The organism is Nocardia amamiensis, assembly GCF_015477605.1.
In the GTDB taxonomy this organism is placed as follows: Bacteria; Actinomycetota; Actinomycetes; order Mycobacteriales; family Mycobacteriaceae; genus Nocardia; species Nocardia amamiensis_A.
On the sequence record NZ_JADLQX010000008.1, the window covers coordinates 1 to 13,786 of the forward strand.

Genomic DNA, 13,786 nt, shown 5'->3' on the forward strand with positions numbered 1-13,786 from the left:
GCTCCATCCAGCCGCTGCGCGGCTGAGCTCAGTGGTAGAGGCCGTGCCCGTTGTTGTAAGCGAGCGGTCGTCAGTTCAATCCTGACAGGGGGCTCCATCCAGCCGCTGCGCGGCTGAGCTCAGTGGTAGAGGCCGTGCCCGTTGTTGTAAGCGAGCGGTCGTCAGTTCAATCCTGACAGGGGGCTCCATCCAGCCGCTGCGCGGCTGAGCTCAGTGGTTGAGGCCGTGCAGCGGGGGCTCTATCTCCGCCATCAACATGCGCAGTGTGAGCGAGTGCTTTTCCGGGGGTAGCGCGTCGAGTGCCGCCCGCGCCAGTTTCGCTCCCTGGACTCGGTCCCCGGCCCGAACCAGCAGTAAGCCTCGGTGCATGTCCAAGTGGGTCGCGAACCGGGGCAGCGAGTCGGGCAGTTCGGCCCGCGCCGCCTCCTGTGCCTGGACCGCCAGCCGTTCGTCGCCGAGCCGGGCGGCGAGCAGGGACAGGAAGACGTTCACGCGCCACCACGGCACCGCGTAGTCGGAGGTCTGCTCCTCGGAGCCGGAACGGTCGAACGCGCGGCGTCCGTCGGCGATCAACCGACGGGCGGTGTGGGTGTCGCCTTGGAGGGCTGCGGCATGCGCCTTCCCCCATACCGCATTGAGGTGCCCGAGACTGGGACGCTCGGAGATTGCTAGAGCTTGGTCGGCGAATTCGTGCGCGACCGGCAACCCGGCGCCTTCGTAACCGAGGGCGATGGCGGCCCGGCCGCGCACCCAAGTCCGGATGTCGATGTCATCGGAGCGGTCCGCCGCTTCGGCGGCCATGCGATACCAGGAGATCGCCTTGTTGCCGTCGGAGCCGGGATATGTCTTCGCGAACAGGGTCATCAGCCGGGCGGCGACCGCCCACATGCGTGGGGAGTCGAGTTGCTGTTGCAGCACGACCAGATCGGCGGCAAGCCGCTGCTGTATCTGCGCCGCGCCTTGGCTCATGTAGTCGGTGCCGTACTGAAGGAGCTTGTCCTCCCATTCATCGACTACCGGCCCGGTCGAATGCAGCCGTGCTGAAAACCCCTGCGACAGAAGATCCGAAGCCACCACCGGCGCGATCGAGGTAGCAGCGAGATGCGATAGGAATTCGCGTCGATTCACGTCGGCCTCCAACAAACTCAGGGGGCAGTCCAGCACTGTCGCCATATGGCGCAGCCAGAACGGCGACGGCTCGGTTCTACCCGACTCCCAGTGCCGCGAGATGTATTCCCGCGTCATGTGGTAACCCGACACCTTGGACAGCTCAGCCGCTAACCTGCCCTGACTCCAGCCTTTGGCGGTGCGCAACTGCCTGATCAGATCGCCTGTGGCCCCCGACATACCACCAGCCTGCCACCTCTCCGGCCGCAAACTCCCGCCGAACGGTCGAATGCCACCCCCATATCACCAGCACTGTTACGGGTGCCCTGCCGCAGGAGGCACCCGCCTGCCGCTTCGGCCGCTGATCGCTACGGATAAAGGTCTGTAGCATGATCATTCGAGACCGGGTGGGGGCACCTCAACGGAGCGGGCGACCAGTCTGAAATACGGCGAACGGTGGGCAGCCTTACCTGCCAACCGTGGGCATGTTCTCGGTAATGGGAAAGTGTGCAGGCGACCAGGTCTCGCTGCGGGTTCGGGGAGGTTACGGGCAAACACCAGATGGGGAACAACCCGTGCAGGAGTGCATCTCCTGTTAACATCGCGCCGAATCTGATTATGTCGGGTTCTTCATCTGTCGAAAGTTGTTGAGATGTACGAACATAACGCGTTACTGCAAACCAGCGCGCGGACTCGTACGGGGGGTGCGCGATGACTGAACTGATCGATTTCTCGGCCGCGTTGATCGAACCGCAAGCGATCAAGGATGCGGGATATGCCGGTGTCATCGGCTACTTCAGCGATTCCCGGCCCGGTACGAATTTCGGAGCGAAGCCGCTGCGGCGGGAATACTGCGACCGATTACGTGCCATCGGCCTCGAGATAGTGACCAATTACCAGTACGGCAAAGGGGAAACGTCGGATTGGAAAGGGGGCTTCGACGCGGGCGTGCACCATGCGCGAATCGCGCTGAACTACCATCTCGCGGCGGGCGGACCGGGCCTTCGGCCGCTGTATGCCCCGGTTGACGCGAACCCCTCTCTCAACGAGTGGAATTCACTGATCGCGCCGTTCTTGCGGGGCTGGGCATCGGTGGTCGGGCTGGAGTGGACCGGCATGTACGGCAACGCGCGGTGCATCGACTGGGCGCTCGAGGACGGTGTCGCCACCTGGTTCTGGCAACACAACTGGTCCGGTGATCCTTCGATCAACGGGGATCATCCGGCCGCGCACATCCACCAGATCCGCATCGACAGCGACCGGGTCGGGGGCGTTGTGGTGGATGTCAACAAAGTGCTCGCCGACGACTACGGGCAGTGGTCGAAATCGGCGGATCCTGATGAAGGGGGAAACATGAACAAGCCGGAGTACACCGAAATAGACCGCATGGGCAACTCCGCGTCCAGCCGGCACGGTGCGCGGATCACCAACTTCCTGCTGCATACCCAGGAGGGCAACGGAACCGCGGAGAGCCTGGCCAACTACCTGAACAACCCGAACAATGGCGTGAGCTACCACTACACCGTCCGCGATCGCATCGTCGTCGACGTCGTCGACACCGACTTGGCGAGCTGGTCTGTGCTGGACGCGAATCCGTACACGATCAACCTGTGCTTCGCGGGCAGCCGCGCCGCCTGGAGCCGGGACGAATGGCTACGCATCCGCGACGACATCCGGATCGCGGCGTGGCTGGCGGTGCAGGACGCCAGGAAATATGGTTTCGACACGCATGTCATCGCGCCGCCGTATGAACGGCGCGAGGGGATCTCCGACCACAAATACGTGACCGAAGAGCTCGGCATCGGTACGCACACGGATGTCGGGTGGAACTTCCCGTGGGACGTCTTCGCAGACGATGTGCGCGGCTTCGCCACCGGCGAACCCGGCGGCGGGTCGGAGCCGAACGCGATCAACGACAGCGCCGCCGCGAATCCGTGGCTGGGCAGACGGATCACCGCGGGCGAAATCGCGACGCCCGACGGTGTGGGCCGCTTCGCCCAGTTCGAGCACGGCTACATCTATTGGCACCCCGACACCGGCGCACACCCCATCCCCGAAACGCTGTGGCGGAAGTTCGAGGAATTGCGCTGGGAGGCCGGCCCGCTCGGCTATCCGGTCACCGACCGCACAGTCTTGAACGGACCGGATGGCCGGCCCTTGGGCGAGGTGCAAGGTTTCCAGGGCGGCGCGCTCTACCGGCAGCAATCCAGCGAACTCGCCTTCTGGGTGCACGGCGCGATCCGTGACCGCTGGAACCGCTCCGGTTCCGAGAAGGGGCCGCTGGGCTGGCCGAAAACCGACGAAATCCCCTGGGACACCGGTACGTACCAGGACTTCGAGCGCGGCCGGATCTACTGGACCCCGAGCCAGACCTTGGCCACGGTAGCGGTCGGCGGAGTCGATACTCCGCTACACGACGTGGCGAGCTGACCGAGGTGACGACTGATGCTGGTGGTGGCCCTAGCTCAGCGTCTTCAGTGCCGCCGCGTCGTACGGCTTCAGCTCGTGGATCCGCCCCCCTAGCACCTTGGACGCCCACTCCGGGTCCTGGAGCAGGGCGCGGCCGACGGCGACCAGGTCGAACTCGTCGCGCTCCATGCGATCGAAGAGGTTGTCGAGGCTGCCGAGCTCGGCGCCCTCGCCCGCGAACGCACGGATGAAGTCGCCGTCGAGGCCGACGGAACCGACGGTGATGGTGGGCCTGCCGGTGAGTTTCTTGGTCCAGCCGGCCAGGTTCAGCTCCGAGTCATCGAACTCCGGGAGCCAGTAGCGGCGGGTGGAGGCGTGGAAGGCGTCGACGCCGGCCGCGGCGAGCGGGGCCAGGATCGCCTCCAGCTCCTGTGGAGTCTCGGCGAGCCGCGCGTCGTAGGCCTCCTGCTTCCACTGCGAGTAGCGGAAGATCACCGGGAAGCCGGGCGAGACGGCCGCGCGAACCGCGGCCACGATCTCGGCCGCGAACTTCGTACGGGCCACCGGGTCGCCGCCGTAGGCATCGGTACGGCGGTTCGTCCGCGCCCACAGGAACTGGTCGAGGAGATAGCCGTGGGCACCGTGCAGTTCGACGCCGTCGAAGCCGATGCGCTCGGCGGCCGCGGCGGCCTCGGCGAAGGCGCCGATGACGTCGTCCAGGTCACGCTGGATCATCGCCTTGCCGGTGCCCTCGGTGCCGTCGACGCGGATACCGGAGGGGCCGACGGCGGGGGCGTCGGCGTAGGGCGCGTCGCCCTGGTTGCGCACCATGCCGATGTGCCACAGCTGCGGCACGATCTTGCCGCCCGACGCGTGTACGGCCTCGGCGACCTTCGCCCACCCCGCCAACTGCTCCTCGCCGTGGAACCGCGGCACACGATCACTCTGCCCGGCCGACTCGTGGCCGATGTAGGTCCCCTCGGTGACGATCAGGCCCACGCCGGCAGCGGCGCGGCGGGCGTAGTACGACCGCACATCGTCACCGGGAACACCGCCGGGGGAGAACATGCGCGTCATCGGCGCCATCACGATGCGGTTCGGGACGGTCAGGCCGTTCAGCGCGACGGGCCGGGACAGGATCTCGGCCGCGCGGGAGGCGGGGGACGCGGTGACGGTCACAAGGACACTCCTCGCAGCTACTTGACAACATAGATGCTTGAGAACTTCAAACAACGCGATACGGTAGAGGTAGGTATTTGAGATAGTCAAGTTTCAGTGAATAGGGTGGCTCTCATGACAGAAGCTCCCCGCGTCGACACGGCCCAGCTCATGGAGCTGCTCTCGGTGTCGCTCGGCGCCTACTACGGCGACTTCACAGTCGCGGCGGCGAGTGAGAACCTCACAGCGAGCCAGGGCAAGGCGCTGACCGTCCTGCGCCGGGGGCCCGCCGCGATGCGCGCCCTGGCGGAGACCTTGACCTGCGACGCCTCCAACGTGACCGGGATCATCGACCGGCTGGAGAAGCGCGGCCTCGTGCGCCGCGAGGCCAGCGCCTCCGACCGGCGCGTCAAGAATCTCGTCCTCACGGCCGAGGGCGAGCGTGTCACCGACGCGATCCGCGCGAAGATGCGCGCCACGCAAGATGGCCTGAACAGGCTCAGCGACCAGGACCGGGACTGCCTATACGCCCTGCTGGAACGGGTTTTCGTCCCTGGCTCGCCGCATGACCGGCTGACCCCCGACGGTCATCGGCCCGGCACGCCGGGCGCTACCGGGCCGTTCACACCCATGACGTCCATCTGACCGCCCGCCCAGAACGCGCGGCGAGCTGGTCTCCGGTTGTGGAATCGAACTGGTAGGCGAACCCCGTCTACGGCCTCCACGTGACCGCTGGCCAGTACGGCCTGAAGACCCGGAGAGGCCGTGGAGCTCAATCGGGGACGTTGGCGCCATAGCCGAGGTCGCGCAACGCCTGCTTGATCTTGGCCTGCGCCTCGTCCAGGGATTCGGGGCTCGGATTCGGGTCCGCGCCGGAGATGTCGAAGTCACCCAGGGTGAAGGCCGGGAAGACGTGGACGTGCAAGTGCGGCACTTCCAGGCCGGCGATCAGCAGACCGGCCCGCGGCGCGTCCCATGCCGCGCGCACGGCCTGGCCGATCTTCTGCGCGACGCCGGTGAGCCGGGCGAAGGTGTTGCTGTCGACGTCCTGCCACTGGTCGATTTCCTTACGCGGCACGACCAGGGTGTGGCCCGGGTTGATCGGGGCGATGGTGAGGAAGCCGACAAACTCGTCGTCCTCCCAGACGAATCGGCCCGGAAGCTGACCGGCGATGATCGCACTGAAGACAGAAGCCATGCTCCGCAGACTAGACCCGTCCGCGTGCCGCGGGGCGGCACCCGCGCGCTACACCGCGACGAAGTGCGACAGGATGCCCTGCACCTCGTAGATGTCCACCTGGCGGTTGAACCGCTTCTGTAGCGGTTCGGGGGTTCCCGCGATCCAGATGGCCAGTTCGGCATCCAGATCGAAGGTGCCCGCCGTCTCCACCGAGAAATGGGTGATCGCGCGGTAGGGGACGCTGTGATAGCTCACTTTGCGGCCGGTGACGCCCTGCTTGTCGATCAGGATCAGGCGGCGGTTCGTGAACAGCATGGCGTCGCGGACCAGCAGATACGCGGCGTAGACCTGTTCACCATTGCCGAGGAGCTTGGCATACTCCTGTTGCGCCTGGCCCGGATCGATCCGGCCGGCATTTCCCATCAGTCCGTCGATCAGACCCATCGTCAGCACATCCTTCAGGTGCTCCGGTGTGGTCGGCGCGGGCGTCTTCGCCCACATCCGTTGTCCCCATTCATCATCCACCGTGCACGGACCGGCAGCGACGAAGTCGGCAACAGTCCCGTCAGGCGGCTGCTCGCCTTCGCCCGGCCCGGCGCATGCGGCGGGCGGACTGCGTCCGGCTACGTCTGTTCTGCGGCTACCTCGGTTTTCGCTCGGCCCGGCGCGCGGGCGGCGGATGGACTGGGTCCGGCTGGGTCTGTTCCGCGGCTGCTCAGCCGTCGCCCGGCCCGGCGCGGGGCCGCGGACGGAGTGCGCCGGGCTGCGCCCATTAGTCTGTTGCCGTGCGTGTACTCGTCATCGGTTCCGGAGCCCGTGAACATGCCCTCGTCCTGGCCCTGCGCCGGGACCCCGCGGTGACCGCGCTGTTCGCCGCCCCCGGCAACGCGGGGATCGCCCAGCACGCGCAGATCCGCCCGGTGGACCCGTCCTCCGCCGAAGACGTGGTCGCGCTGGCCGCCGAGCTGCGCGCCGACCTCGTGGTGATCGGGCCCGAGGTTCCGCTCGTGCTCGGCGTCGCCGACGCGGTGCGCGCCGCGGGCATCGCCTGCTTCGGCCCGTCGGCCGCCGCCGCCAGGATCGAAGGGTCCAAGGCGTTCGCCAAGGACGTGATGGCCGCGGCCGGCGTGCGCACCGCGCACAGCGAGGTCGTGGACAGCCCGGCCGAACTCGACGACGCGCTCGACCGTTTCGGACCCACCTGGGTGGTCAAGGACGACGGCCTGGCCGCGGGCAAGGGCGTCGTGGTGACCGCCGACCGCTCCGCCGCGCGCGAGCACGGCGCGGAACTGCTCGAGCAGGGCCATCCGGTGCTGCTGGAATCGTTCCTGGACGGGCCGGAAGTTTCGCTGTTCTGCCTGGTCGACGGCGAGACCGTGGTGCCGCTGCTGCCCGCGCAGGACCACAAGCGCGTCGGCGACGGCGATACCGGCCCGAACACCGGCGGCATGGGCGCCTACACGCCGCTGCCATGGCTGCCCGGCGAGACCGTCACCGCGATCGTGGAGGACGTGGTGAAACCCGTTGCCGCCGAACTGGTGCGGCGCGGTAGCGGATTCTCCGGCCTGCTCTACGCGGGCCTGGCGATCGGCAAGGACGGTCCCGCGGTGGTCGAATTCAATTGCCGCTTCGGTGATCCCGAGACCCAAGCGGTGCTCGCGCTGCTGGACAGCCCGCTTGGCGAGCTGCTCAACGCCACCGCCACCGGCACGCTCGCGCAGGTCGCGCCGCCGCGCTGGCGGGACGGCTCCGCGATCACCGTGGTGGTCGCCGCGGAGAACTACCCGGGCCGCCCGCGTATCGGCGACGCCATCTCCGGCGCGGGCGAGGGCACGCTCGACGACACCGCCACGGTCCTGCACGCGGGAACCGCGTTGCGCGAAGACGGCGCGCTGGTCTCCGCGGGCGGCCGGGTGCTGAACGTGGTCGGCGTCGGCGCCGACCTGGTCGAGGCTCGCGCACGGGCCTACGACCGCGTCGCCGCCATCAAGCTGCCCGGCAGCCACTACCGCACGGATATCGGCCTGGCCGCCGTCGAAGACCGCATCGCGGTCTGACACCTGCCGCTGCCCCGACTCGCCGGCTCAGCTGAAGGTCAAGCCGCGAAGGGCGAGCCACTGCACCGGGTCTACGTGGCGTCCGCCGACGAGTACCTCGAAATGCAGGTGTGGACCGGTCGAGTCGCCGCGGTTGCCCATCCGGGCGATCTGCATCCCCGCGGGCACCCGTTCGCCGACCGAGACGAAGAAGTCGTACATGTGCCCGTAGACGGTGATGCTGCCGTCGTCGTGGCGGATCCGCACCCACAGCCCGAAGCCCTGGGCCGGGCCCGCGTCGATCACCGTGCCGTCGGCGACCGCGTAGATCGGCGTGCCGATCGGCGCCGCGATGTCGATCCCATTGTGGAAGGTGCCCCAGCGGGAGCCGAATCCGGAGGTGAACATGCCGCGTGTGGGCAGGACGAAGCCGCCGGTGCCCGGCAGCGCCGCGCCGGGCTGCACCGGGGCGCTTCCGGTCATCCACGGCTGATGCTCACCGGCGGTCGCGGCGGCGGCCTCGGCCTTGGCGCGGTCCAGGGTGGCGCGTGCGGCCGCGGCGACCACGGCCTGCTCGCGCAGCCGCTCACCGTTGGCGATCGCGTTCAGCAACCGGCGCACCGACGGGGGCGTGCTCTGCACCTGCGGCGGATAGGCGATGGCGACGCGCTGGGCGCGATCCGGCGCCGGGGTGCGTTCCGTGACCGTGCCGGCGAACGACGTGTCGCTCGCGGCGAACACCGCGGCCGCGCCGAGCCCGGCCAGTAGCACCCTGTGCTTGCGTGCCAGCGCGAGCACATCCTCGCCGCTGGGCCTGCGCCGCCACAGGGCACGGAGATCCGGTCTGCGTTTCCACCGGGTCCGCAGCGCGGATCGGCGCGCCCATAGGACGCGCCGATACTGTCTTCCGAACACCCGCCTGTCGGTACGTTTCGGCGGGCGCGCACGCCAATCACGCGGAATGACCCCGATGCCACCCACTCCGCGTACTCGGTCGAGCCGGCCTAGTCGAGCTTTCTCGAGCATTACGCAGACCATAACCGCGACAGCGCCCGCTGGTGCTCTACCGTCTGTCGAGTGTCCAGAGAATCTCGCCGGTCGACCATTCCACCTTTCTACGTGATGGATGTATGGAAAGCCGCCGCGGAACGCGCCAGAACACACGGCGACGTGCTCGTGCTCGCCGCGGGGCAGCCGTCGACGCCCGCGCCCGCACCGGTGCTGCGCGCGACGAGACTGGCGATCGAGTCCGAATTACTCGGTTACACCGAGACTTTCGGCATCCTGGCGCTGCGCGAAGCGATCGCCGAACACCATCGCGAGACCTACGGCTACCAGGTAGACCCGGACGACGTGGTGGTGACGACCGGCTCGTCCGGCGCGTTCTCGCTGATCTTCCTCGCCGCCTTCGATCCCGGCGACACCGTCGTGGTGGCGCGCCCGGGCTATCCGGCCTATCGCAACACGCTCACCGCGCTCGGTTGCCGCGTGCTGGAGCTGGACTGTGGAGCCCAGACCCGATTCCAGCCCACCGTCGCGATGCTCGACGCTCTGCCGGAACCGCCCGCGGGTCTGATCGTGGCCAGCCCCGCCAACCCCACCGGGACCATGATCGCCCCCGCAGAACTCGCCGCGCTCGCCCGCTGGTGTGAGGAGCACGGCACGCTGCTGATCTCCGACGAGATCTACCACGGCATCACCTACGACAACTCCAGCGCCGACAGCGCGACCTCGTCGGCCTGGGAGACCTCGCGGGAATCGGTGGTGATCGGCTCGGTCTCCAAGTATTTCTCCATGACGGGCTGGCGGCTCGGCTGGATGCTGGTGCCGAGCGGACTGCGGCCCGCGCTGCAACGGCTGGCTTCGAACCTGACCGTCTGCCCGCCCGCAATCTCGCAGTACGCGGCCATGCACGCCTTCGGCGCCGAAGCCAAGGAGGAACTCGACGGGCACGTCCGGCGGTACGCGGTGAACCGGCGGCTGCTGCTGGACGGCCTGCCGAAGCTGGGCATCACCGACCTCGCTCCCGCCGACGGCGCCTTCTACGCCTATGCCGACATCGGCCACCTCACCGACGACTCCCGGGCATGGTGTGCCGACGTGCTGAACCACACCGGAGTCGCGCTCGCACCGGGAGTCGACTTCGACACCGTGAACGGGCACCATACGGTGCGTTTCTCTTTCGCAGGAGCCACGGCGGACATCGAGGCGGCGCTGCTGCGTCTAGGGCACTATCTCGCTGTCTGAAGACTTGTCGGGCAACAACTTTTCGCAGTTCGGCACCGTGGCCGCGCGGATGCGGTAAAACAACGATGGCTGCTTTTCCTCGCTGATTTCCCCTGGAAGAACTGATGACGACTGGCACGATGGCACGGTGATCACCGCGACGACCCCGAAAGGCGAACGGCGTCGCCAGGCTCTGGTGGCCGCCGCCGCCGAGTTGCTGCTCGAAGGTGGATTCGAAGCAGTGCGGCATCGTTCGGTCGCAACCCGCGCTGATCTGCCGCTGGCGTCGACCACCTACTATTTCGAATCCCTGGACGATCTGATCGCGCGGGCGGTCGAGTTCAGCGGCAACGCCGAGCTGGACGCGATGCGCAGGCGGATCGGAGAGGTGAGCCACCGTCGCCGCGGCGCGGAGGCCACCGTCGACCTGGTGCTCGACCTGCTGGTCGGGGCCGACAGCGCGGATGAGGTCGCGCGCGGGCAGCTGATCGCACGCTACGAGCGTTCGGTCGCCTCGGCGCGGCACCCCGAGTTACGGGAGGTCCAGTTACGGCTGCGCGCCCAGCTGGACGAGCTGCTGGCCGACGTGCTGCGCCGATCCGATCGGATGGTGCGGCCGGAGCAGCTGCGCAGGCTGGTCGCGGTGGTGGACGGAGCGGTGGTCGCGGCGCTCACCGAGATGGACCCCGAACCGCGGCGGATGGCTCGCGGTGCGCTGCTGGAAGTGATCGACATCGTCGCGCCCCCGGCGCGAGCGTCCGGGGCGGAGGCGGCAGCCGCCGCAGCGGGCACAGCGCGAGTGCCAGGCCCGGAAACAGGCGCCTGGGTATCCACGGAGGGCGCCGCTCGGGTCGCATCGAGCACGCCCCGGCCGCCCGGCCTCGAGGGCTACCTGCCCACCGAGGGCACCGGGCGCGCCGGACCAGGCGCCACGCCCGGGCAAGTCGATCGTTTCCGGGCACTAGACTGACCCCACGTGAGCGCGCGAACCATCAGCACACTGCCCCAGGGCGCGACGGAGCCGAGCGTCAGCGAGGCGCAGTCGTGAGTCTTGTCCCCAACGTCCTCGCCACCCGCTACGCCAGCCACGAGCTGGTGCACCTGTGGTCGCCGGAGCACAAGATCGTGCTCGAGCGGCGGCTGTGGCTGGAGGTGTTGCGCGCGCAGGCGGAGCTGGGCGTCGACGTGCCCGCGGGAGTCGTCGCGGATTACGAGCGAGTGCTCGACGAGGTCGATCTCGCGTCGATCGCCGAACGCGAGCGGGTCACCCGGCACGACGTGAAGGCCCGCATCGAGGAATTCAACGCGCTGGCCGGGCATGAGCACGTGCACAAGGGCATGACCAGCCGGGATCTCACCGAGAACGTCGAGCAGCTGCAGATCCGGCTGTCGCTCGAGCACGTGCACGCGCACGGTGTGGCGATCGCCGCGCGGCTGGCCGAGCGCGCCGCCGAGTATCAGACGCTGGTGATGGCCGGCCGCTCGCACAATGTCGCCGCGCAGGCCACCACGCTGGGCAAGCGCTTCGCCTCCGCCGCCGACGAACTGCTGATCGCGCTCACCAGGCTGCGCGAGCTGATCGATCGCTACCCGCTGCGCGGCATCAAGGGCCCGATGGGCACCGCGCAGGACATGCTCGATCTGCTCGGCGGCGACCCGGCCAAACTCGCCCGGCTGGAGCAGCAGGTAGCCAGGCATCTCGGCTTCGCGACCGTGTTCACCAGCGTCGGCCAGGTCTACCCGCGCTCGCTGGACCACGACGTGCTCTCCGCGCTGGTGCAGGTCGGCGCGGGCCCGTCCTCGTTCGCGCACACCATCCGGTTGATGGCCGGGCACGAGCTGGTCACCGAGGGTTTCCAGCCCGGGCAGGTGGGCAGCTCGGCGATGCCGCACAAGATGAACACCCGCTCCTGCGAACGGGTCAACGGCCTGCAGGTGGTGCTGCGCGGTTACGCCTCGATGGCGGCCGAGCTGGCGGGCGCCCAGTGGAACGAGGGCGACGTGTTCTGCTCGGTGGTCCGGCGCGTCGCGCTGCCGGACGCGTTCTTCGCCATCGACGGGATGATGGAGACCTTCCTCACCGTCTTGGCCGAATTCGGCGCCTACCCGGCCGTCGTCACCCGCGAACTGGACCGCTACCTGCCCTTCCTCGCCACCACCCGGATCCTGATGGCCGCGGTTCGCGCCGGGGTCGGCCGCGAGACCGCGCACGAGGTCATCAAGGAGCACGCCGTCGCGGTAGCCCTGGCGATGCGTGAGCAGGGCCGTGAACCCGACCTCCTGGACCGCCTCGCCGCCGACGAGCGCCTCCCGCTCGATCGCGCCGCCCTCACCGAAGCGCTGGCCGACAAGTCCGCCTTCATCGGCGCCGCCGAAGCGCAGGTATCCGACGTCATCGGTCAGGTGCAGAAACTGGTCGACCGCTACCCGGACGCGGCCCGCTACACTCCGTCGCCGATCCTCTAGCGGGACTACGACTTTCGCCGCGAATTCGTTCGCGGGGGTGATAGTGGGCCGGTATCGTCCCTCGGTGCCCATTCATGCCTTCGTGGACGAGTCGATTCGCCGCGACCGCTACATACTGTGTGCTGCACTTGTTCCTGTTGAGCAGCTGGACCACGCGCGAGCGTTGGTCCGCAACTTGTGTCTGCCTGGCCAGCGGCGGTGGCACTTCGCGAAGGAGCCGGATCAGCGACGTCGGCAGATTCTGTCCGCTATGGCTCGATGCGAAGGTGTGCGCGTCGCGATCTTCGTAGGGCGGGGTATCGAGGTGCGCGCTCGCGACGAATGCATGGCTCGATTGGTCACCTACTTGGTGGACCTGAAGGCAGAACGGCTCGTTATCGAGACCAGGGAAAGCCTGGACCATCGGGACCGCAACTGTATTGCCGCTGTGCTTCGTAAGGCATCGGTGGAGCTGCCCTATACGCACCTGCCACCACATAGCGAGCCGGGGTTGTGGTGGCCCGACGCGGTCGCGTGGGCGTTTGGCGCGGGTGGAGTGTGGCGGCCGATGATCACGCCGCTGATCGGAAACATCTTCGAGGTCGAGAATCGCTCCAGATAGCGCGAAACCCGACTGCTCACCGTCCGGAGAGGAGCCGGGTCCACTTCTCCCAGCTAGTGCCAGGAGCTGACTTGATGGTACCGCACGTGTTGCATGCGTGCTATGCAATTACATAGCACGCATGCAACGGTGAGCGCCTAGGCTGCCGATCGTGAATCCGTACACGATTTTCGCCGATATCGTTGCCGGGCGGGTGCCGTCGAGCAAGGTCTACGAGGACGATGATGTGCTGGCGTTCATGGACATTCGGCCGATGACGCCGGGGCATCTGCTGGTGGTGCCGAAGGTGGCGGCGCGCAGTCTGGCGGAACTCGACCCGGTTCTCGGAGGGAAGCTGTTCCAGGTGGGGCAGCGGCTGGCCGCGGCGCTGCGGGCCAGTGAGGTGGGGTGTGACGGGGTCAATTTCTTCCTGGCCGACGGGGTGACCGCAGGGCAGGAGGTCTTTCACGTCCACCTGCACGTCATCCCGCGCACGCCGGGCGACGGATTCGGGCTGCGCGGTCGCCCGACCACCCCGCCGCGGGCCGACCTCGACTACCTCGCGGCCTCGATTCGCGGCGCAGTCGGGAACTGAAGTCCACGAGTGGCACACCGCTGCGGCAA

At 68.1% G+C, this 13,786-nt stretch carries 12 protein-coding genes and 1 pseudogene; 8 read left to right on the top strand and 5 right to left on the bottom strand.

Annotation, left to right across the window (positions count from 1 at the left end):
* Positions 1–210: 210 nt before the first annotated feature.
* Entirely contained in the window at positions 211–1,347 is a 1,137-nt protein-coding gene (locus IU459_RS12765; RefSeq protein WP_195129729.1) for a helix-turn-helix domain-containing protein, read from the bottom strand.
* Positions 1,348–1,818: 471 nt separating this feature from the next.
* Here IU459_RS12765 and IU459_RS12770 point away from each other — a divergent pair, with 471 nt between their 5' ends.
* Positions 1,819–3,537, top strand: coding sequence for a glycoside hydrolase domain-containing protein (locus tag IU459_RS12770; RefSeq protein WP_195129730.1), 1,719 nt, complete (start codon positions 1,819–1,821; stop codon positions 3,535–3,537).
* Between the two features lie 30 nt (positions 3,538–3,567).
* Here the strand turns inward: IU459_RS12770 and IU459_RS12775 are convergent, their stop codons facing one another.
* The gene (locus IU459_RS12775) at positions 3,568–4,695 is read right to left on the bottom strand and encodes an NADH:flavin oxidoreductase (protein ID WP_195129731.1); all 1,128 of its coding nucleotides are present in this window, start codon (positions 4,693–4,695) and stop codon (positions 3,568–3,570) included.
* Positions 4,696–4,809: 114 nt separating this feature from the next.
* On the opposite strand from IU459_RS12775, the gene IU459_RS12780 reads away from it, so the two are divergent.
* Positions 4,810–5,319 carry a MarR family winged helix-turn-helix transcriptional regulator gene (locus IU459_RS12780; protein ID WP_228837846.1) on the top strand — a complete coding sequence of 170 codons (510 nt, stop codon included), beginning with the start codon at positions 4,810–4,812 and terminating at the stop codon, positions 5,317–5,319.
* 127 nt (positions 5,320–5,446) lie between these two features.
* Here the strand turns inward: IU459_RS12780 and IU459_RS12785 are convergent, their stop codons facing one another.
* Entirely contained in the window at positions 5,447–5,872 is a 426-nt protein-coding gene (locus IU459_RS12785; RefSeq protein WP_195129732.1) for an HIT family protein, read from the bottom strand.
* A gap of 48 nt (positions 5,873–5,920) precedes the next feature.
* A complete protein-coding gene (locus IU459_RS12790; protein ID WP_195129919.1) occupies positions 5,921–6,298 on the bottom strand; it encodes a PH domain-containing protein in 378 nt (125 codons plus the stop codon).
* A 341-nt stretch (positions 6,299–6,639) separates the two neighbouring features.
* Here IU459_RS12790 and purD point away from each other — a divergent pair, with 341 nt between their 5' ends.
* The gene (purD, locus tag IU459_RS12795; RefSeq protein WP_195129733.1) at positions 6,640–7,911 is read left to right on the top strand and encodes a phosphoribosylamine--glycine ligase; all 1,272 of its coding nucleotides are present in this window, start codon (positions 6,640–6,642) and stop codon (positions 7,909–7,911) included.
* Between the two features lie 27 nt (positions 7,912–7,938).
* On the opposite strand, the gene IU459_RS12800 is transcribed toward purD, so the two are convergent.
* Complete coding sequence (locus tag IU459_RS12800) at positions 7,939–8,916, bottom strand: M23 family metallopeptidase (RefSeq protein WP_195129734.1); 978 nt, start codon at positions 8,914–8,916, stop codon at positions 7,939–7,941.
* Between the two features lie 51 nt (positions 8,917–8,967).
* On the opposite strand from IU459_RS12800, the gene IU459_RS12805 reads away from it, so the two are divergent.
* The 5 genes and pseudogenes from IU459_RS12805 (at position 8,968) to IU459_RS12825 (ending at position 13,757) form a co-directional block, all read left to right on the top strand.
* A complete protein-coding gene (locus IU459_RS12805) occupies positions 8,968–10,137 on the top strand; it encodes a pyridoxal phosphate-dependent aminotransferase (RefSeq protein ID WP_195129735.1) in 1,170 nt (389 codons plus the stop codon).
* A gap of 127 nt (positions 10,138–10,264) precedes the next feature.
* A pseudogene (locus IU459_RS12810) lies at positions 10,265–10,861 on the top strand (TetR/AcrR family transcriptional regulator); the annotation flags it as partial.
* A 299-nt stretch (positions 10,862–11,160) separates the two neighbouring features.
* Positions 11,161–12,582 (top strand): adenylosuccinate lyase, encoded by a 1,422-nt coding sequence (gene purB / locus IU459_RS12815; RefSeq protein WP_195129736.1) that lies wholly within the window; start codon positions 11,161–11,163, stop codon positions 12,580–12,582.
* Between the two features lie 64 nt (positions 12,583–12,646).
* Positions 12,647–13,183, top strand: coding sequence for a hypothetical protein (locus tag IU459_RS12820; protein WP_195129737.1), 537 nt, complete (start codon positions 12,647–12,649; stop codon positions 13,181–13,183).
* A 151-nt stretch (positions 13,184–13,334) separates the two neighbouring features.
* Entirely contained in the window at positions 13,335–13,757 is a 423-nt protein-coding gene (locus IU459_RS12825) for an HIT family protein (RefSeq protein WP_195129738.1), read from the top strand.
* Positions 13,758–13,786: the final 29 nt, after the last annotated feature.